Source organism: Paractinoplanes globisporus DSM 43857 (genome assembly GCF_000379645.1).
GTDB lineage: Bacteria > Actinomycetota > Actinomycetes > Mycobacteriales > Micromonosporaceae > Actinoplanes > Actinoplanes globisporus.
Window position 1 is genome coordinate 246,885 of record NZ_KB903339.1, and the last position, 17,148, is coordinate 264,032.

Here is a 17,148-nt window from a genome sequence, read left to right on the forward strand (position 1 = left end):
CAGCCAGGGCCGGCCGCCACGCCCTCGACCGTGCCGACGCAGGGACCAGGGCGCGGATCAGCAGCCGGGGCCGGCGGCCACGCCGTCGACGATGCGGTAGGCGGTGATGTCGCCGTCGACGAAGGTTGCCAGGTCGGTGATCGACGTCGGGGCCTCGTCGTGCAGGCCGGCGTAGGCGACGATCGCGGAATCGACGGTGCGGCAGGTTGCCTGGGCGGCCACCGAGCGGGCGTGCTCCTCCAGACTCGCCGGGTTTAACGCTGCGTAAGACACACCGGCGACACTTACCGTTACTGCTGCGGCCATTGCTACGTGAGTGAGGTGCACCGGAGCAGACTAGGCAACATTACTGTCAGTACTGACTTGGCCGAACGGCCGAGATTAGTGGCCGCCCGCACCACTCTGGGTAAAAGTTCTCAGGAGGAAGGCTCGGATGGTCTGCGAGATGCGGGGATACTCCGGATTGCCGGGATTGAGGTAGTCGCCATGGTGGCCGCCGGGGACGGTGACGAAGGTCTTGGGCCAGGGCAGCGCCTTGTACGCCGCCCGACCCGCCGCCAGGGGCACGGTCGGGTCCTGGTCGCCGTGCACGAACAGGACCGGAACGGGCTTGCCGCCGAACGCGGACGACGGGCGGCGGCCGGCGATCGAGACCGCGGCGACCAGGCCCGACCAATGGCCGGGGTGCAGGAGGCCGAGCGTGGTGGTGCCGCCGGCCGAGAAGCCGATCGCCGCGACGTGGCCGAGATCCACGCTCGGATCGCCCCGTAGCGAGCGCAGCACGAACTCCGCATCGGCGGGCTGACGGCGTACGTCCGCGGAATTGACCTTGGTTTTGCCGTTGGTGTGCGGGTAGGCGGGCGCGACCACCACGAACCCGGCCGCGACCCATGTGGCGGCGATCGGCGCGAACTGGGACGGAAGCCCGCCGAGGCCGTGGCTGAACAGCACGACCGGGTGCCGCCCGCCGTCCGCCGGCGACCACACCGTCGTCTCCAGCGGCCGGTCGGCGCCGCGCGCGAAATGAAGGACGCGGACGCGAGGCGACGCTGCCCGGGAAACCGACGATGCCGTACGGGCCGGAGCGCCACACGCGGAGAGCAGCGCCAGAAGCATGACCACGGCACCGACTCTGCGCATGCCGGAAGCCTAAAAACGTCACGCCACCGGACATATCACCGTTGTGGGGGCGATGAGACGACGAATCTTGCTGGCCGGCGCCGCGGCGCTCGCCGCGTATGTCGGAGTGGCCGGATATCGCACCCGAAAGGCCGACTCCGTCCCGGTCATCCCTGCCGCCCCGCCGGGCGAGGAACGGCTCGAGCACCGCTGGTCGGCGGCCCGCGGCCGGACCGTCGGCTTCTACACCGCGGTGCCGGCCGGATTCGGCGACGGCAGCGGCCTTCCCGTCTGCCTCGTGCTGCACGGCGGCTCGAAGACCCCGGACGACTACGCCGCGCTCGGCCTCGGCCGCTTCCTCACCGACGCGGTCCGCCGGGGCCTGCCGCCGTTCGTGCTGGCCGGCGCGGACGGCGGACGGCTCGCCTGGCAGCCCAGCGGCGGCGACGACCCGCAACGCCTGGTCCACGAGGAGGTCCCGCTCTGGTGCCGGCAGCGCGGCTACGACTACCGGCGGCTCGCGGCCTGGGGCTGGTCGATGGGCGGCTACGGCGCTCTCCTGCTGGCCGAGGCCTTTCCGGGCTTCGTCAAGGCCGTCGCCGCCTTCTCCCCCGCCGTACGCCCGGACGACGACGTGACCGGCGCGGCCCGGCTGCTACGCGGCACCCCGGTCGGGCTGTGGTGCGGCAAGCAGGACAGCCTCTACGAGAACGTCCGCACACTGCGCAGCCACCTCCCCGAGCCGCCGCGAGCGGGGAGCTTCGCCGACGGCCGGCACAATTTCGGCTACTGGTCGCGCTGCATCCCCGGCGCATTCGACTTCATCGCCGGTGCGTTGTAACCCGCCCGTCAACTGCATGCTGGACAATGGCCGGATGGTTGCCGAGACCCTGCCGGTCAACGGGATCGAGCTCTGCGTCGAGACGTTCGGCGAGCCGGGCGACCCCGCCCTGCTGCTGATCGCGGGCGGCGCCAGCTCCATGGACTGGTGGGAGGACGAGTTCTGCCGGCGCCTGGCCGCGGCCGGCCGCCACGTGATCCGGTACGACCATCGCGACACCGGCCGGTCGACGTCGTTCCCGGCCGGGAAGCCGCCCTACTCCGGCGTGGATCTGGCGCACGACGCGCTCGGCGTGCTCGACGTGGTCAACGTCCACCGGGCCCACCTGGTCGGGCTGTCGATGGGCGGCGCGCTGGCGCAGAAGATCACGGTCGAGCGCCCGCACCGGGTCCTCTCGCTGACCCTGATGTCCACGGCGGTCGGTCCCGACAAGTCGGACGAGGCCTCCCCGCGAGATCCCGACCCGGTGTGGGCCGACCGCCGCGCCGCCGTTACGAAGATCGTCGCCGGTGTCCAGGAGCTCGGCGGCCTCTTCACCGCCGACGAGCCCCACCTGCGCCGGCTCGCCGAGCGCGTGTACGACCGCACCGCCGACATGGCAGCCACCCAGACCAACCACTGGTGCTGCGCGAGCGGCCCGCCCTTCCGCGACAAGCTCGGCACGATCACGGCGCCCACGCTGATCCTGCACGGCACGGTCGACCCGTTCTTCCCGGCGGCCGACGCGCACGCCCTGCAGGAGGCGATCCCCGGCAGCCGTCTGGTGTGGCTGGAGGGCGTCGGCCACGAGTTCCCGCCGGCCGCGGTCTGGTCCCAGGTGATCACCGAGATCATCGGGCAGGCGGCATTGCGGAAAGCACACTAGACCGAGCGTCGCCGCAGAGCGCTGAGCAGCGTCATCCCGGCCGCGAACGACCCCGTGCACATCGCCAGGTAGATCACGAACAGCGCCGCACCCGAGTGGACCGGCAGCGCCGCGAAGAACAGCGTCAGCACCGCCGCGGCCGCCACCGATCCGGCCGTCAGCGTCCACCCGATCGCCTTCTCCGCGCCCGTGAAGTGCGGCGACGCGCTGGCCAGCAGCATCCCACCGACCGGGCTGATCACCGGCAACAGGAACGATCCCGCGGTCAGCATGCCCACCGCCGCGTACTCGGCGATCCCGCCGGCCTGGGCGACGGCGGGCCGGGGCACCACCGGGGCCGGGGGCGGGATCAGCGCCGGCAGCCGGATGTGCGGCGGGACCTGCCCCCGCCGCGCCGCCGAGACCAGCGCCTCCGGCGGGCCTAACCGCTGCACGATCGCCGCCGCGTCCTCGAGCGGCGCCGCGGCCATCCGGCGGGCCGAGATGTAGTCGGCCACCGTGGTCATCAGGTCGTCGCGCATCTGCGGCGACAGGTCCTCGCTCTGCGCCCACAGCGCCGCGAGATAGTCGAGAACGATCACATCGGTGTGGGCGAGGGGTGCGGTCATGCGCACCAGCATCGGCGCACGCCGACCCACCCCACATCCCTCCGCGGACCGAAAACCCCGCCGCACATCGGCCGAAAGGCAGAGCCCCGGCCAAGAAGCCGAAAGTCAGAGCGCCGGCCGAGAAGCCGCAAGCCAGGGCGTCGGCCGAGAAGCCGCAAGCCAGGAGCGCCGTACTAGAACGAGAAGCGCGCCACCTCGGTAGCCCAGGAGGCGAACCGATGCGCAGGCGCCGACGCGTACGTCTCCCGCGTGAACAGCCAGGCCACGACCGGCGGGGAAGAGACCGCGTCCCGCAGCGTGCCGCCCTCGGCCCGGGCCAGCGCGGCCAGCAACTCCCCCGCGTACTCCCGCTGCCCGGTCACGACCGCGAGCAGGAACGCGACAACCTCGTGATCACCGATCCCATCGCGCCGGTCGTCGAAGTCGCCCGGCTCCTTCGCCCGGGCCTTGATCAGCCGGTACGTGTTGACGAACCGCTTCACCGTCCGCGGCGTCGAGCCCACCAGCGGCGCGACCGCCGCCATCGCCGCCGCCTCCTCGGGCGTGGTCGCCAGCAGCTTGCCCGGCCGGTCCCGTGGCTGCTCCCGCGGCTCGGTGCCCACCGCGAACGACATCGCCGACGCCTCGGGCTCCGGCGGAGCCGGTCGTAAGGCAGCCGGCGCCGCCTGCGGAAGGACCGGCGACGCGGCGGCCACGCCGGTGAGACCGGTCATCAGAGCCCGCACCAGCCCGGCGTCCAGGGGCGGCAGCCGCATCGGGATCTGAATGATCTTCTCGAGGTAGTCGGCCGGCGTGGCGTCCCCGTCCCCGCCCAGCAGCTGGTGGTACCGGATCCGCAGGGACTCCTCCAGCCACCGCGTGTCGACCGCCAGCACCACCACGAACATCTCGAAGTTGAAGAGCAGGTGCACGGCCTCGAGCACCTGCACCACCTTCTCCGCCGGGCACCGGTCGAGATCGTCGATCGCGACCACGACCCGCTTGCGCCCACGGAACGCGTCGTCCATCTCGGTGAAGAGCGTCCGGGTCCGGGTGACGAGGCTCAGCTGGTCCCGGTACTCGGTGACCGAGGGCAGCAGCCCCAGCATCGCCACCATCGGATCCGACCGGACCTCCGAGGCCAGCGCACGAAGCCGCTCCTGTTCCCCGCGCGCCACCCGCACCCGTTCCAGCAGGTCGGCCCGCCGCGCGGCGGCTGCCCGCCCCGAGAACCGCCCGACCGCCGCGAGCCCTTCCCGCCCCGCCGACGCGATCTCCTTTGCCTGGCCACGGGCGCTGATCAGCTGCCCCGCCGCCGCGGCGAGATAGCCGCCCACCGCCGTGACCGCGCTCAGACTCGCGAAGACAGCCGCCGACCGCCCCACCGCGACGGCGACGACGGCCGCCGCGGCGAAGACGAGCACCAGCCCGCCGGTGACCCAGGCCGTCCGCCGCCATCGCACGAGCCGGGCGGCCGAGTGCCGGATGGTCTCCTCCACCGTGGCCAGCTCCGCGTCGAGGAAGGCGACCTCGTCCGAGGCGACCGCCGCCAGCCTCTCCGCCTCCGTGACCGCCGGCGAGAGCCGGGGCGAAGGCCCGGCCGAGGGCCGGATCGCCTGCAGCACCTGATCGACCAGGCTCGCCCACAGGTTGGTCTCGGCGTAGTGCCACGCGTTGAACGGCACCACCACGATGTCCTCGAGGAATCCCCGGTCCCGCGACCAGGACAACTCCCGCAGCCGCTCCACGATCCGGTCCAGCACGAACGTCTTGCCCGACCCCCACTCCCCGAACACTCCGACCGCGAGCGGCGGCCGCAGGTCCTTCGAGGCGATCAGGGCGGCGAGGGCAGCCGCGTCCCGATCGGCTCCGAGCAGGTCCAACCCGGCATTGTCCGGGTGGTAGCCGGCGACCGCGTGCGTCACCGCCGGCGACACCGGCCACACCGCGAGTTCCTCGCCGAACGCGATCGCCAGGCATCGCCCGCCCCCGCCGGACGCGAGCGCGCCGACTGGCCGCGATCCGGTGAGGATCTCGGCGATCAGCCGCCCGCCCCGGTCGCACACCATGACCCGCCGGTCCTTGGTCACCGAGGCGACGCCGACGTCGTCCTCCAGATCGACCAGCGCACCGGGCCGGTGCCGATGCGGCCGGTCCCCCGGTCCCGGCGGCGGCTCGTCCCCCGCCTTCAGGACGACCGCCCCGTCGCCGTAGCCGATCAGGCCGTGTGATCCGATGTCGTCGACCGCCAGCACCTCACCGTCCGCAGCGAGCACATCTTCCGGCGCCGCGGGCCCCCACCAGCGGCGCAGCCCGTCCGGACCGGTCACCCACGCGGGCAGTCCACCGGCCAGCACCCCGCCCGTCGCCCGGCCTATCGCCCCGAGGGACGCCCCGGTCGCCACGTCCACGACCCGGAAGCCGTCGAGGGCGGCCGTCAGAGCGATGATCCCGTCCCGCCCCCAGCCGAGCGACCGCACGTCGTCGGGAAGCACGCCGACGTGCCGAGGCGGTGAGGACGGCGCCACGTCGTAGACATCGGACCCGGCGAGCACCGCAACCCGTCCGCCGTCCGGCGCGAAAGCGGCCAGCCGCACCGGCTCGGGCAGTGTCGCCGTCCACGAGGGTGGCGCACCGTACGCGGCCGCCAGCAGCGGCTGGTTCTCCGCGAGCGCCCGCCCATCCCGGCTGAGCTGGTCCCAGACCGGGTCGGCGCCCGACTTGAGCCGCCGGGCCACGTGCTCGTGGACGAGCCCCTTCCGCAGCAGATGCTGGCCGACCTCCTCGTCCAGGGCCAGCCCGAGCAGGAGGACGTCGTCGTCGAACGCCGTGATGTGCCGTCGCGACCATCGCCGCCACACGATCTCGAGGTGGTCCTCCACGGTCCGCGCCGGACCCATCCCGTCAAGCTCGTGGAAGCTCATGTGCCCCCACTGGAGACACCGCCGGGCGACTTGGCCGGCGCGCACCCTCGCCTCCGGGCCCCAGAACGCGGTCAGCGCGTGGACGTCGTTCCCGGGCATCCCGCCATTGTGGTGGCGATCACCGCCGCGGAAGTGTCGGCTAACCGACCAGAGCGGGCTGCGGCGGTACCGCCGACCAGCGCAGCCGGGCCGCGGCCCGCACCCGCGAGGCCTTGTACAGCCAGAGCGTGTCCCGCCCGAACGACCAGGTCAGCGCGGCGAGGGCGATCACCAGCGCGGCCTGCGAGGCCAGCTGCGGCAGGAGGTGGGCGGTCACCAGCGCGAGGACGATCCCCTGCAGCGCCGCGACGACCTTGCGGGAGAACCGGTGCGGCAGCGCGGCGTTCAGCCAGGGCAGCGCCCACGAGGCCGCCACGAACAGGTAGCGGTACGCGCCCAGCGCCACCGTCCACCAGCCGAAACGGTCGCCCGCGTACACGCTCAGGACCAGGATCAGGAACGCGTCGATCTCCATGTCGAAGCGGGCACCTAGCGCCGTCGTGTTGCCGGTGCGCCGGGCCACCTGGCCGTCCACCCCGTCGAGGGCGAGCGCCACGCCGGCCACCGCCACGAGCGCGGGAGTGCTCACCGGGTGAGTGAAGGAGGTCACGACGAGAGCTGTGACACCGCCGACGAGGATCGCGCGGGAGAGTGTCACGGCGTTCGCCGGGCCGAGGGCGCTCATCCGGGCCCGCTGCAGCCCGGCTCCGAGCAGACCGCAGAGCACCAGGCCGTACACGACACCGGCGCCGAGGCCGGCCGGGGTCAGCCCGAGCGTCGCCGCCAGAGCGCCCAGCAGGACCAGCTGGGCCGCCAGACCGGCGAGGGGTCCGCGGGAGGTGGCCGCCGGGGTCGCTGCGAGTGTCACCGTGCCTCCAGTGCAAGATCGGCTGCGTAGGGTTGCCGCTGTCAGCGCTTTGCACGCGCTGCTGTCAGCGCTTTACACGCGCTACGGCGGCGATCGGTTCAGCAGTTGAGGAGACAGCCCATGTCGGGTGACTCACGGGCGTTCTGGCTCGCCTCCCCCGGACGGGGAGAGATCCGCCACGAACGGGTCCCCGCGCCGGCCCGCGACGAGGTCCTGGTCCGCACGCTGCACACCGGCGTGAGCCGCGGCACCGAGACGCTGGTCTTCGCCGGCCGGGTGCCGCCGAGCCAGTGGGCGCACATGCGGGCGCCCTTCCAGGAGGGCGACTTCCCGGCCCCGGTGAAGTACGGCTACCTCAACGTGGGGGTCGTCGAGCAGGGCCCCGCCGAGCTGGTCGGCCGGACCGTCTTCTCGCTCTATCCGCACCAGACCCGGTTCGTGATCCCGGCGAGCGCGGTCACCGTGATTCCCGAGGGCGTGCCCGCGCATCGAGCGGTGCTCGCCGGGACGGTGGAGACCGCGGTGAACGCGCTCTGGGACGCCGCCCCGCTGATCGGGGACAAGATCGCGGTGGTCGGTGGGGGCATGGTGGGTGCGTCGGTCGCGGCCATCGCCGCGACAATTCCGGGCGTACGCGTGCAACTCGTCGACATCGACGAGGACCGCCGCCGACTTGCCGAGCGGATCGGTGTCGACTTTGTGCTCCCCGATCAGGCGGAGGGCGACTGCGACATCGTCGTCCATGCCAGCGCCACGTCGGCCGGGCTGACCCGCTCGCTCGAGCTGCTCGCGCCGGAGGCGACGGTCGTGGAGCTGAGCTGGTACGGCGACAAGCAGGTGACCGTACCGCTCGGTGAGTTCTTCCACTCCCGCCGGCTCACCGTGCGATCGAGCCAGGTCGGCGGTATCGTCCCCGGCCGGCGCCGCGATTACGGGCAGCGCCTGGCCCTGGCCCTCGACCTGCTGAGAAACCCCGCCTTCGAGGCGCTCGTGACCGGCCGATCCCGGTTCGACGAGCTGCCCGCGGTCATGCCGCGAATCGCGGAGGGTAGCCTTCCCGCCCTCTGCCACGTGATCGACTACCCCGAGGAGTAGGCACCTTGTTCAGCGTCACCGTCCGCGATCACATCATGATCGCGCACAGCTTCTCCGGCGAGGTCTTCGGCCCGGCGCAGAAGCTGCACGGCGCCACCTTCGTCGTCGACGCCACGTTCCGGCGGCCCGAGCTCGACGACGACAACATCGTGGTCGACATCGGCCTCGCGAGCCAGGAGCTGCACGCGATCTGCGGCGGCCTGAGCTACCGCAACCTCGACGACGAGGAGGTCTTCAAGGGCGTGAACACCTCCACCGAGTTCCTCGCGAAGGTCATCGCCGACCGTCTGGCCGCGAAGGCCGCCGCCGGCGACCTGGGCGCGGGCGCCGCGGGCCTGACCGGCATCGCGGTCACGCTGCACGAGTCGCACATCGCGTGGGCCTCCTACGAGCGCGATCTGTGAGCTCCCCGCTGTGGGCGGTGCTGCCGGGTTCGATCGACGACCCGGCGGCCCCCAGCGGCGGTAACGGCTACGACCGCGTCGTCCTCAACCTGCTCTCCGGCGCCGCGAGCCCGGAAAGCGCGAAGAATGCCTTCCCCACTCGCCCGGTCTACGAGATCGCGGTCGACGGCGCCTGGCCCGCCCCCGCCGAGCCGGCCCGCGAGGCGCTCGCCCGGGCTCTCTCCGACATTCCGGATAAATCCGATGTGCTGCTCGACGGCCTCGTGGCCTGCGGCGTGCCCGAGATCCTCGCCCCGCACAAGAAGCGCCTCCGCCTGCTCGTCCTGGTTCATCTCCCCCTGAGCGACGAGACCGGTCTCTCCCCAGCCCAGGCCGCCGACCTGCGAAAACGCGAGCGCACCACCCTCCGCCTGGCCGCGACGGTAATCGCCACCAGCGAGGCCGCCGCCCGCCACCTTTCCGAAATGCACGATTTGTCGAGCAAACCCGAGGTCATCCCACCCGGCGTAGCTCCGGCTGCGGCGACAGATCCGGATAAATTCGGTAAAAGATTGCTCTGCGTCGCCGCCGTGACCCCCCGGAAGGGCCAGGATCTCCTGGTCAAGGCGCTCGAGGAGCATCTCGCCGACCTGAGCTGGAGCTGCACCTTCGCCGGCCGGGTCGCGAGGGAGATCCCGCACACGAGCCCCGACATCCACTTCACGGGAGCACTGCACGGAACGGCGCTGGAATCGGCGTACGGCAAATGTGATCTTTTTGTCCTTCCCTCCCGGAACGAGACCTACGGGATGGTGGTCACCGAGGCCCTGGCCCGCGGCATCCCCGTGCTCGCGACCGCGGTCGGCGGCGTGCCCGAGGCCCTCGGCCGGGCGCCCGACGGCACCCGCCCCGGCCTGCTGATCCCGCCCGGCGACGTCACGTCCCTCGCCGCGGCCCTGCGCGCCTGGCTGACCGATCCTGACCTGCGCCACCGCCTCCGCGCGGCGGCACGGCAACGCCGGGAAACCCTGCCAACCTGGGACGAAACGGCCCGACGACTGAGCGAGGTACTCGACAGATGACCGGAGAATTCAGCGCCACCTGGCTGGGCCTGCGCGAACCGGCCGACGCCGCCGCCCGCAGCGCCGACCTGGCCGACCTGCTCCCCGGCCCGATCCGCACGATCCGCGACCTCGGCTGCGGCACCGGCTCGCTCGGTCGGTGGCTGGCCCCGCGCCTGACCGGCCCGCAGCATTGGATCATGGCCGACCGCGACCCCGCCCTGCTCGCTCACGCCGCCGCCAACATGCCGTTCCCGGCGGTCACCGTCGAGACCGTCCAGGGCGACGTCACCGAGCTCACGGCGGCCGACCTGGCCGGCACCGACCTGGTCACCTGTTCGGCCCTGCTCGACCTGCTCACCGCGGGCGAAGTCGCCGCGCTGGCCGAGGTCTGCGCGAAGGCCCGCGTCGCGGCCCTGTTCACCCTGTCGGTGGCGGGCACCGTCACGCTCGATCCCCCGCTGCCCGAGGACGCGGCCGTCGAGGAGGCCTTCAACGCCCACCAGCGCCGGGTCGTCGACGGCCGGCGGCTGCTGGGCCCCGACGCGCCCGCGGTCGCGCGGGACGCCTTCGAGAAGGCCGGCGCCACGGTGATCACCCGTCCGAGTCCCTGGCGGCTGGGCGCGGAGCACGCCGGCCTGACCGCCGAATGGCTCCGCGGATGGGTCGCCGCGGCGGCCGAACAACGCCCCGACCTGCACTTCGGCGCCTATCTCCAAGCGCGCCTGGAAAAGATCCCGGCCGCCACGATCGGACATGTTGATCTTTTGGCGATCTTCGGCTGAACCCTTTGTGCCTGTCCCGGCGTACTAGGGGAAAGACGGGCAATCATCGGAGGGTGACGTGACGCGAACGATCTGGCCATGGCTGCGGTTGCTGGGTGGAGCCGGCATCCTCGCGGTGCTGCTGTGGCGGCTCGGCACCGGCGCCTTCCTCGACGGCCTGCGGGTCCTCGACGTGCCGGCGCTGGCCGTGGCGTTCGCCATCGGTGTGGTCACGACGGTCTTCAGCGCGTGGCGGTGGTGCCTGGTCGCCCGCGGTCTCGGCCTGCGGCTCACGCTGCGGGGCGCGGTCGCCGACTACTACAAGGCGCTGTTCCTCAACGCGGCGCTGCCCGGCGGGGTGCTCGGCGACGTCGACCGGGCTGTCAAGCACGGGCGCGACGAGGGCCAGGTCGGGCGCAGTGTGCGGGCCGTCGTGCTCGAGCGCACGGCCGGTCAGATCGTTCTCATCGGGGTCGGCGTGACGGTGCTGGTCACCGTACCGTCGCCGGTCTTGACCCTGATGGAGAAGCACGGAGCGGTGGCCGCGGTCGTCACCGCGAGCGTCGCCGCGGCCGGCGTGCTGGTTCTGATCGCCTGCCGCAGCCTGCGGCAGGGCGGCTCGAGGCTCGCGTCCGGCGTGCGGACCGGCATCACCGAGATCCGCACCGGCCTGCTGTCCCGGCGCAACTGGCCCGGCATCACCCTGGCCTCGACGATCGTCCTGGCCGGACACCTGGCGACGTTCGTGGTCGCGGCCCGCGCCGCCGGTTCCTCGGCGCCCCTGTTGCGGCTCACCCCGCTGATGCTGCTCGCGCTGCTGGCGATGTCGCTGCCGATCAACATCGGCGGCTGGGGCCCACGCGAGGCGGTGACCGCGTGGGCGTTCGGCGCGGCCGGTCTGAGCGCGACCCAGGGCCTGACCATCGCGGTCGTCTACGGCGTCTTCGCCTTCGTCGCCGCCCTGCCGGGCGCCTTCGTGGTGGTGGTCCGGGCCGTCCGCCCGCTTGCGGTGGATCATTCCGTACGCGTGGCCGCGCCGGTCTCGCCCGCACCGGCGCTCTACGTCACGCCGCAGCCGCAGCCGCAGCGTGAGCTCGCCCGCACCGGCGCGTAATGTCCTCAGCCCTTCACGAAGCGGTCGGAGAGCGCGTACCGCAGCAGCACGACGTCCCCGATCTGGCGCACCTCGGCCAGGGTGGCCCGGTGTTCCGGGCCCCACGGGAAGTCGCCGTCGCTGACGAACCGCGGCGCCCGGGAGTCGCCCACGAAGACCGGCGCGACCACCAGCTGCAGCTCGTCGACGAGCCCGGCGGTGAGGAACTGGGTGTGCATCGTGCCGCCACCCTCCACCATGAGCCGGCGGATGCCCCGCGCCGCGAGGTCGGCCGTCACCGTGTGCAGGTCGACCGGATCCCCGCCATCGACGACGATCGCGGCGTCACCGAGCCGCTTGCGGGCATCGTCGACGCCCGGCGTGGCACAGTAGACGAGCTTGTCCACGTCACCGAGGGTGAAGAACCGGGCGGTCGGCTCGATGTCGCAACGCCCGGTGACGGTCACCTTGACCGGGTTTGGGCGCTCGCCTCGCGCCACGCGGGCGGCCCGGCGTTCCGCCGAGCGCACCAGCAGGCGCGGGTCGTCCTGGCGGATCGTCGCGGCCCCGACCAGGATCGCGTCGCAGCCGGCGCGCACCTCGTCGACCCGGTCGAAATCGGCGTCGTTGGACAGCAGCAGCCTGGCCTGCTCGGCATCGTCGAGGTAGCCGTCGATGGACATACCGCAGCTCAACAGCGTGTAAGGACGTTCAACCACCGATGACGCCTCCAGTAGAGCGACGATCGTCACCCCGGTCGAACAGTTGCGTCCAAGATAATCCGCGCGACGATGACAAGCACGTTCGCATTCTGTTGCGTTCCGGTGACCTCGGCGGCGGGCATAGATCAGCGGGGAACCAACGAGGAGGACCGATACCTATGAATACGGCCAAGGTGCGCCAGCAGGTCACTGTTCCGCTGCGCTTCTCGGACGGCTATACGACAACGGCGCGGGTGATGACCTTCGACGGCCTGGTCGACGAGAAGGAGCACATCGCGCTCGGCCTGGGCGACTGGCAGCGCGCGCTGACCAAGTCGGCCGCCGGTGGCCGGGCGCCGCTGGTGCGCCCGCACAGCGAGTGCCTGACCGGGGACGTGTTCGGCAGCCAGCGCTGCGACTGCGGACCGCAGCTGCGCGAGGCCGCCGAGCGGATCACCGACCAGGGCGGCTTCCTGCTCTACCTGCGCCAGGAGGGCCGGGGCATCGGGCTGTACGCCAAGCTGGACGCGTACGCGCTGCAGGACGCCGGCCTGGACACGTACGAGGCGAACGTCGCGCTGGGCCACGGCGAGGACGAGCGGGACTACACGGCCGCGGCGCAGATGCTGTTCGCGCTCGGCGCCGACCGGGTGCGCCTGCTCAGCAACAACCCCGACAAGGCGGTCCAGCTGGAGGCGTGCGGCATCGAGGTGGTCCAGCGGATCCCGACCGGGGTGCACATGTCGGCGGCGAACGTGCGCTATCTGGCCACCAAGGCCTCGCACACGTCTCACACGATCGAGCTACCCCTGGCCGAGTAGGAATGGGGCGGTGCCGTCCGGCACGATGGGGTCATGAGCGACGATCGGCTGCTGTCCGCTTTCGACCAGGTGCCGTTCATCCTGGTCGTCTGCGAGGGGCCCGACCTGCGGGTGCTCAGCCTCAGCGCGGCGACCCGTGAGCTGCTGCCCGGGCGGCCCTGGCAGGGGGTGCCGATCCGGGACGTCCTCAGCGACCTGATCGGCCAGCAGTTCGTCGACGTGTACTACGAGGTCTACCGCACGGGGACCCCCGCGACCGGGCAGGAGTGGCGGGCGCATCTGGACATGCCGGACGGTTCGGTCCACGAGATGTTCGCGAACTTCACGATCAGCCCGTGGCTCTCCCCCACCGGCGAGATTCTGGGCGCCACCGCGGTCGCGTTCGACGTCACCGAGCTGGTCCGCCAGCGGCAGGCCGCGGCGCGGGCCCAGGAGAAGTACGAGGAGAGCCGGCAGGTCATCACCTCGCTGCAGCGGGAACTGCTGCCGACCGGGCTGCCGGTGCTCCCCGGCCTGCAGATCGCCGCGAGCTATCTGCTGGCCGACGCGGACACGGCGGCAGGCGGCGACTGGTTCGACGCGGTCGCCCAGCGCGACGGCCGGGTGGCGCTGATCGTCGGGGACGTGGTCGGGCACGGCGTCGCCGCCTCCGGGGTGATGGGCCAGCTGCGGGCGGTGCTGCGCGACCGGCTCGACGACGGCGCCGGCATCATCGAGGCGCTCGGCGCGGCCGACCGGTTCGCGTCCCGCTCCCCCGGCGCGCACGCCACGACCATCTGCATGGCCGAGCTCGACCCGGTCTCCGGAGACCTCACCTATTGCACGGCGGGACATCCGCCACCACTGGTGGTCGCGCCTTCCGGCGAAACCCGATTCCTTTCCCGTACGGGGGGAAGCCCGCTCGCCACCGGAGGGTCGTTCCCGATCGGCACGGCCCGCCTCGCCCCCGGTGAGCTGCTGCTGCTCTACACCGACGGCATCCTGGAGCGGCCCGGCCGGGACCATCCGGCCGGGTCGGCCGAGCTGGCGCGGGTGGCCGCGAACTGCGCGGCCGGGCGGGCGCTGCGGGAGCCCCGGTCGACCGCGTCCGAGCGGGTCTGCAGCCAGTCGGTCGAGCTGCTCGTGCGGGCCACCGGGCACCACGACGACATCACGCTGCTGGCGGCGCAGCGGGTGCCGGTCGTACCGCCGCTCGAGCTCGGCCTGCCGCCCGAGGCCTCGTCGCTGAGCGACGCCCGGGATTCGATCGCGTCGTGGCTGGCCGCCGTGGGCGCGACCGACCACGACACGTTCGTCCTCCAGCACGCGCTGGGCGAGGTCATCACCAACGCCATCGAGCACGCGGGCACGCCGGTCGCGGTGCACGGCTCGCTGACGCCGACGGGCCAGGTGGTGGTTTTTGTCCGTGATCACGGCGTATGGCGGGAGCCGGAGGTGTCGCCGACCCGCGGCCGGGGCCTGGCCATGGCGGCGCAGCTGGTGGAGGGTCTGAAGGTCGAGCCGTCCTCGTCCGGGACGACGGCGCGATTGTCGCATTCCCTGTTCCGGCCGGGTCGGCTGCTCTCCTTCGCAGGTGATTCTCTTCCGGCTTTGCCGCCGTCGCCCGGGGGCTTTCGGATCGTGGACGAGCCCGGCGGCGATGAGACCCGCGTGCGGATCGAGGGCGTCGTCGACATCGTCACCGCCGAGGGCGTACGGAAGGAACTGCTGCGCCGCAGCCGGGGCGCCACGGCCGCGATGACCGTGGACCTCTCCGGGGTGACCCACCTGTCCAGCGCCGGCGTGTCGGTGTTGCACCAGGTGGCCGGGCTGCACACCGAGCAGAAGGCGCCGCTGCTGCTGCTCACGGCGGACGGGTCGCCCGTGCGGGTGATCCTGGAGCTCGTCGGGTTATCCACAGGCCCCCGGAAAATGTCGGCCGACCTCTCTACTATCGCGGGGTGACTTCGGCACCGATGCTTCCGGCCTCCCCCGCTACGGAGATCCTCAACCGCGTCTTCGGTTATCCCGATTTCCGCGGCGCGCAGCGCGAGATCATCGAGCACGTGGTCGCCGGCGGTGACGCCCTCGTGCTCATGCCCACCGGCGGCGGCAAGTCGCTGTGCTATCAGATTCCCGCCCTGGTCCGCCCCGGCACCGGTGTCGTCATCTCCCCGCTGATCGCCCTGATGCAGGACCAGGTCGACGCCCTGCGCACGCTCGGCGTCCGGGCCAACTTCATCAACTCCTCGCAGGACTACGAGGAGCGCCGCATCGTCGAGGCCGAATTCGTGAACGGCGAGCTCGACCTGCTCTACGTCGCGCCCGAGGGCCTGGGTGTCCCCGCGACCCAGCGCCTGCTCGACCGCGGCAAGATCTCCCTGTTCGCGATCGACGAGGCCCACTGCGTCTCCCAGTGGGGCCACGACTTCCGCCCCGACTATCTGGGCCTGTCGATGCTGCACGAGCGCTGGCCCGACGTCCCGCGCATCGCCCTGACCGCCACGGCCACGAGCGCCACGCGCGACGAGATCGCCACCCGCCTGCGCCTGACCGACGCCCGGCATTTCACCCAGAGCTTCGACCGGCCCAACATCCAGTACCGCATCGTGCCCAAGGCCGAGCCGCGCCGGCAGCTGCTCGACCTGCTGCGCACCGAGCACCCCGGCGACGCCGGGATCGTGTACTGCCTGTCCCGCGCCTCGGTGGAGAAAACGGCCGAGTTCCTGAGCCAGCAGGGCATTCCCGCTCTGCCGTACCACGCCGGCCTCGACAACCGGGTCCGCGCGGCCAACCAGTCCCGCTTCCTGCGCGAGGACGGGCTGGTCATGGTCGCGACGATCGCCTTCGGCATGGGCATCGACAAGCCCGACGTGCGCTTCGTCGCCCACCTCGACCTGCCGAAATCCGTCGAGGGCTACTACCAGGAAACGGGCCGCGCCGGCCGCGACGGTCAGCCGTCCACGGCCTGGCTGGCGTACGGCCTGCAGGACGTCGTCCAGCAGCGCAAGATGATCGAGGGCTCGGACGGCGACGCGGTCTTCCGCCGCAACGCCTCCCAGCACCTCGACGCCATGCTCGCGCTCTGCGAGACAGTCTCCTGCCGCCGCTCGCAGCTGCTCAACTACTTCGGACAGAAGGAAGACGCCCCCGCCTGCGGCAACTGCGACACCTGCCTGTCGCCGCCCGAGTCCTGGGACGGGACGATTCCGGCGCAGAAACTGCTCTCCACGGTTCTTCGCCTGCAACGCGAGCGCGGCCAGAAATTCGGCGCCGGCCAGTCGATCGACATCCTGCTCGGCAAGGAGACCGAAAAGGTCAAGCAGTTCCGCCACGAACAGCTCTCCGTCTTCGGCATCGGCACCGACCTGCGCGACCAGGAGTGGCGCGGCGTCGTCCGTCAGCTCCTGGCCGCTGGCTACCTCGCGGTCGAGGGCGAGTACGGCACCCTGGTCCTCACCCCCACCAGTACGGACGTCCTGCGCGGCCAGGTCAAGGTGATGATGCGCCGCGAGGCCCCCAAGCCCGCCCGCCTGCCCCGCACCCGCACCCCCGCCGCCGCCGCGACCCCCGACCTCCCCACCGCGGCCACTCCCGATTTCGAGCGCCTGCGGGCCTGGCGCGCGGCCACGGCCAAGGAACAGGGCGTCCCCGCCTACGTCATCTTCCACGACGCCACGCTGAAAGCGATCGCCGCAATGCGCCCGGCGTCCCTCTCGCAGCTGGCCTCGGTGAGCGGCGTGGGCCAGAGCAAGCTGACCAAGTTCGGCCAGCAGGTCCTCGACACCCTCAACGCCGCCCCCGCAACTCCGGCCCCTGCCGCTCCCGCCGCCGCGGTGGCGCCCGCAACCGCTTCCCCTTCGCCCACGCCGTCCGGCACCACCGCGTCACCTCCCGCCAGCGCTCGCGCCGCGGCCGCCGGGCCCACAACCGCCGGTGCTCGCGCCGCAGCCGCCGGGCCCACAACGGCCAGCACTCGCGCCGCAGCCGCCGGGCCCACGAAGGCCG

15 protein-coding genes and 1 pseudogene are annotated in these 17,148 nt (G+C 72.2%); 10 read left to right on the forward strand and 6 right to left on the reverse strand.

Annotated features, from left to right (window positions below):
- Positions 1 to 57 precede the first annotated feature (57 nt).
- Entirely contained in the window at positions 58 to 273 is a 216-nt protein-coding gene (locus tag A3CQ_RS0143150; RefSeq protein ID WP_245577611.1) for a hypothetical protein, read from the reverse strand.
- 108 nt (positions 274 to 381) lie between these two features.
- Complete coding sequence (locus A3CQ_RS56090) at positions 382 to 1,140, reverse strand: alpha/beta hydrolase family protein (RefSeq protein ID WP_020517193.1); 759 nt, start codon at positions 1,138 to 1,140, stop codon at positions 382 to 384.
- A 52-nt stretch (positions 1,141 to 1,192) separates the two neighbouring features.
- On the opposite strand from A3CQ_RS56090, the gene A3CQ_RS0143160 reads away from it, so the two are divergent.
- Positions 1,193 to 1,960: an alpha/beta hydrolase gene (locus tag A3CQ_RS0143160; RefSeq protein WP_040434012.1), complete on the forward strand. Its 768-nt coding sequence runs from the start codon at positions 1,193 to 1,195 to the stop codon at positions 1,958 to 1,960.
- Between the two features lie 34 nt (positions 1,961 to 1,994).
- Complete coding sequence (locus tag A3CQ_RS0143165; RefSeq protein WP_026206849.1) at positions 1,995 to 2,825, forward strand: alpha/beta fold hydrolase; 831 nt, start codon at positions 1,995 to 1,997, stop codon at positions 2,823 to 2,825.
- Here the strand turns inward: A3CQ_RS0143165 and A3CQ_RS0143170 are convergent.
- From A3CQ_RS0143170 to A3CQ_RS0143180, 3 genes are all read right to left on the reverse strand, one after another.
- Positions 2,822 to 3,433, reverse strand: a complete 612-nt coding sequence (locus A3CQ_RS0143170; RefSeq protein ID WP_157297017.1) for an HAAS signaling domain-containing protein — start codon at positions 3,431 to 3,433, stop codon at positions 2,822 to 2,824. The two genes, A3CQ_RS0143165 and A3CQ_RS0143170, sit on opposite strands and share 4 nt — an antisense overlap.
- A gap of 173 nt (positions 3,434 to 3,606) precedes the next feature.
- A complete protein-coding gene (locus A3CQ_RS0143175; RefSeq protein ID WP_020517197.1) occupies positions 3,607 to 6,435 on the reverse strand; it encodes a P-loop NTPase fold protein in 2,829 nt (942 codons plus the stop codon).
- Between the two features lie 40 nt (positions 6,436 to 6,475).
- Positions 6,476 to 7,243, reverse strand: coding sequence for a CDP-alcohol phosphatidyltransferase family protein (locus A3CQ_RS0143180; RefSeq protein WP_020517198.1), 768 nt, complete (start codon positions 7,241 to 7,243; stop codon positions 6,476 to 6,478).
- Positions 7,244 to 7,363: 120 nt separating this feature from the next.
- Between A3CQ_RS0143180 and A3CQ_RS0143185 the strand changes: the two genes are divergently transcribed.
- The 5 genes from A3CQ_RS0143185 to A3CQ_RS56095 are packed head-to-tail and all read left to right on the forward strand — an operon-like array spanning position 7,364 to position 11,660.
- Positions 7,364 to 8,338, forward strand: coding sequence for a zinc-dependent alcohol dehydrogenase (locus A3CQ_RS0143185; RefSeq protein ID WP_020517199.1), 975 nt, complete (start codon positions 7,364 to 7,366; stop codon positions 8,336 to 8,338).
- 5 nt (positions 8,339 to 8,343) lie between these two features.
- Positions 8,344 to 8,742: a 6-pyruvoyl trahydropterin synthase family protein gene (locus A3CQ_RS0143190; RefSeq protein WP_020517200.1), complete on the forward strand. Its 399-nt coding sequence runs from the start codon at positions 8,344 to 8,346 to the stop codon at positions 8,740 to 8,742.
- A complete protein-coding gene (locus A3CQ_RS0143195; RefSeq protein ID WP_020517201.1) occupies positions 8,739 to 9,803 on the forward strand; it encodes a glycosyltransferase family 4 protein in 1,065 nt (354 codons plus the stop codon). The genes A3CQ_RS0143190 and A3CQ_RS0143195 overlap by 4 nt, the downstream gene beginning before the upstream one ends.
- Positions 9,800 to 10,567: a class I SAM-dependent methyltransferase gene (locus tag A3CQ_RS0143200; protein WP_020517202.1), complete on the forward strand. Its 768-nt coding sequence runs from the start codon at positions 9,800 to 9,802 to the stop codon at positions 10,565 to 10,567. The genes A3CQ_RS0143195 and A3CQ_RS0143200 overlap by 4 nt, the downstream gene beginning before the upstream one ends.
- Before the next feature lie 58 nt (positions 10,568 to 10,625).
- A complete protein-coding gene (locus tag A3CQ_RS56095) occupies positions 10,626 to 11,660 on the forward strand; it encodes a lysylphosphatidylglycerol synthase transmembrane domain-containing protein (protein ID WP_051115522.1) in 1,035 nt (344 codons plus the stop codon).
- Positions 11,661 to 11,665: 5 nt separating this feature from the next.
- Here the strand turns inward: A3CQ_RS56095 and A3CQ_RS0143210 are convergent, their stop codons facing one another.
- Positions 11,666 to 12,358 carry a RibD family protein gene (locus tag A3CQ_RS0143210; RefSeq protein WP_026206850.1) on the reverse strand — a complete coding sequence of 231 codons (693 nt, stop codon included), beginning with the start codon at positions 12,356 to 12,358 and terminating at the stop codon, positions 11,666 to 11,668.
- A 161-nt stretch (positions 12,359 to 12,519) separates the two neighbouring features.
- Between A3CQ_RS0143210 and A3CQ_RS0143215 the strand changes: the two genes are divergently transcribed.
- The 3 genes and pseudogenes from A3CQ_RS0143215 to recQ form a co-directional block, all read left to right on the forward strand.
- On the forward strand, positions 12,520 to 13,161 hold the full coding sequence (locus A3CQ_RS0143215) for a GTP cyclohydrolase II (RefSeq protein WP_020517205.1): 642 nt from the start codon (positions 12,520 to 12,522) through the stop codon (positions 13,159 to 13,161).
- Between the two features lie 33 nt (positions 13,162 to 13,194).
- Complete coding sequence (locus A3CQ_RS56100; protein ID WP_020517206.1) at positions 13,195 to 15,105, forward strand: SpoIIE family protein phosphatase; 1,911 nt, start codon at positions 13,195 to 13,197, stop codon at positions 15,103 to 15,105.
- A gap of 11 nt (positions 15,106 to 15,116) precedes the next feature.
- Positions 15,117 to 16,931 (forward strand): annotated as a pseudogene (recQ, locus tag A3CQ_RS56105) (DNA helicase RecQ); the annotation flags it as partial.
- Positions 16,932 to 17,148: the final 217 nt, after the last annotated feature.

Coding starts and splice junctions, on each gene's coding strand:
- A3CQ_RS56090 (WP_020517193.1), bottom strand. CDS start 1,140: ATGCGCAGAGTCGGTGCCGTGGTCATGCTTCTGGCGCTGCTCTCCGCG.
- A3CQ_RS0143160 (WP_040434012.1), top strand. CDS start 1,193: ATGAGACGACGAATCTTGCTGGCCGGCGCCGCGGCGCTCGCCGCGTAT.
- A3CQ_RS0143165 (WP_026206849.1), top strand. CDS start 1,995: ATGGTTGCCGAGACCCTGCCGGTCAACGGGATCGAGCTCTGCGTCGAG.
- A3CQ_RS0143170 (WP_157297017.1), bottom strand. CDS start 3,433: ATGACCGCACCCCTCGCCCACACCGATGTGATCGTTCTCGACTATCTC.
- A3CQ_RS0143175 (WP_020517197.1), bottom strand. CDS start 6,435: ATGCCCGGGAACGACGTCCACGCGCTGACCGCGTTCTGGGGCCCGGAG.
- A3CQ_RS0143185 (WP_020517199.1), top strand. CDS start 7,364: ATGTCGGGTGACTCACGGGCGTTCTGGCTCGCCTCCCCCGGACGGGGA.
- A3CQ_RS0143200 (WP_020517202.1), top strand. CDS start 9,800: ATGACCGGAGAATTCAGCGCCACCTGGCTGGGCCTGCGCGAACCGGCC.
- A3CQ_RS0143215 (WP_020517205.1), top strand. CDS start 12,520: ATGAATACGGCCAAGGTGCGCCAGCAGGTCACTGTTCCGCTGCGCTTC.
- A3CQ_RS56100 (WP_020517206.1), top strand. CDS start 13,195: ATGAGCGACGATCGGCTGCTGTCCGCTTTCGACCAGGTGCCGTTCATC.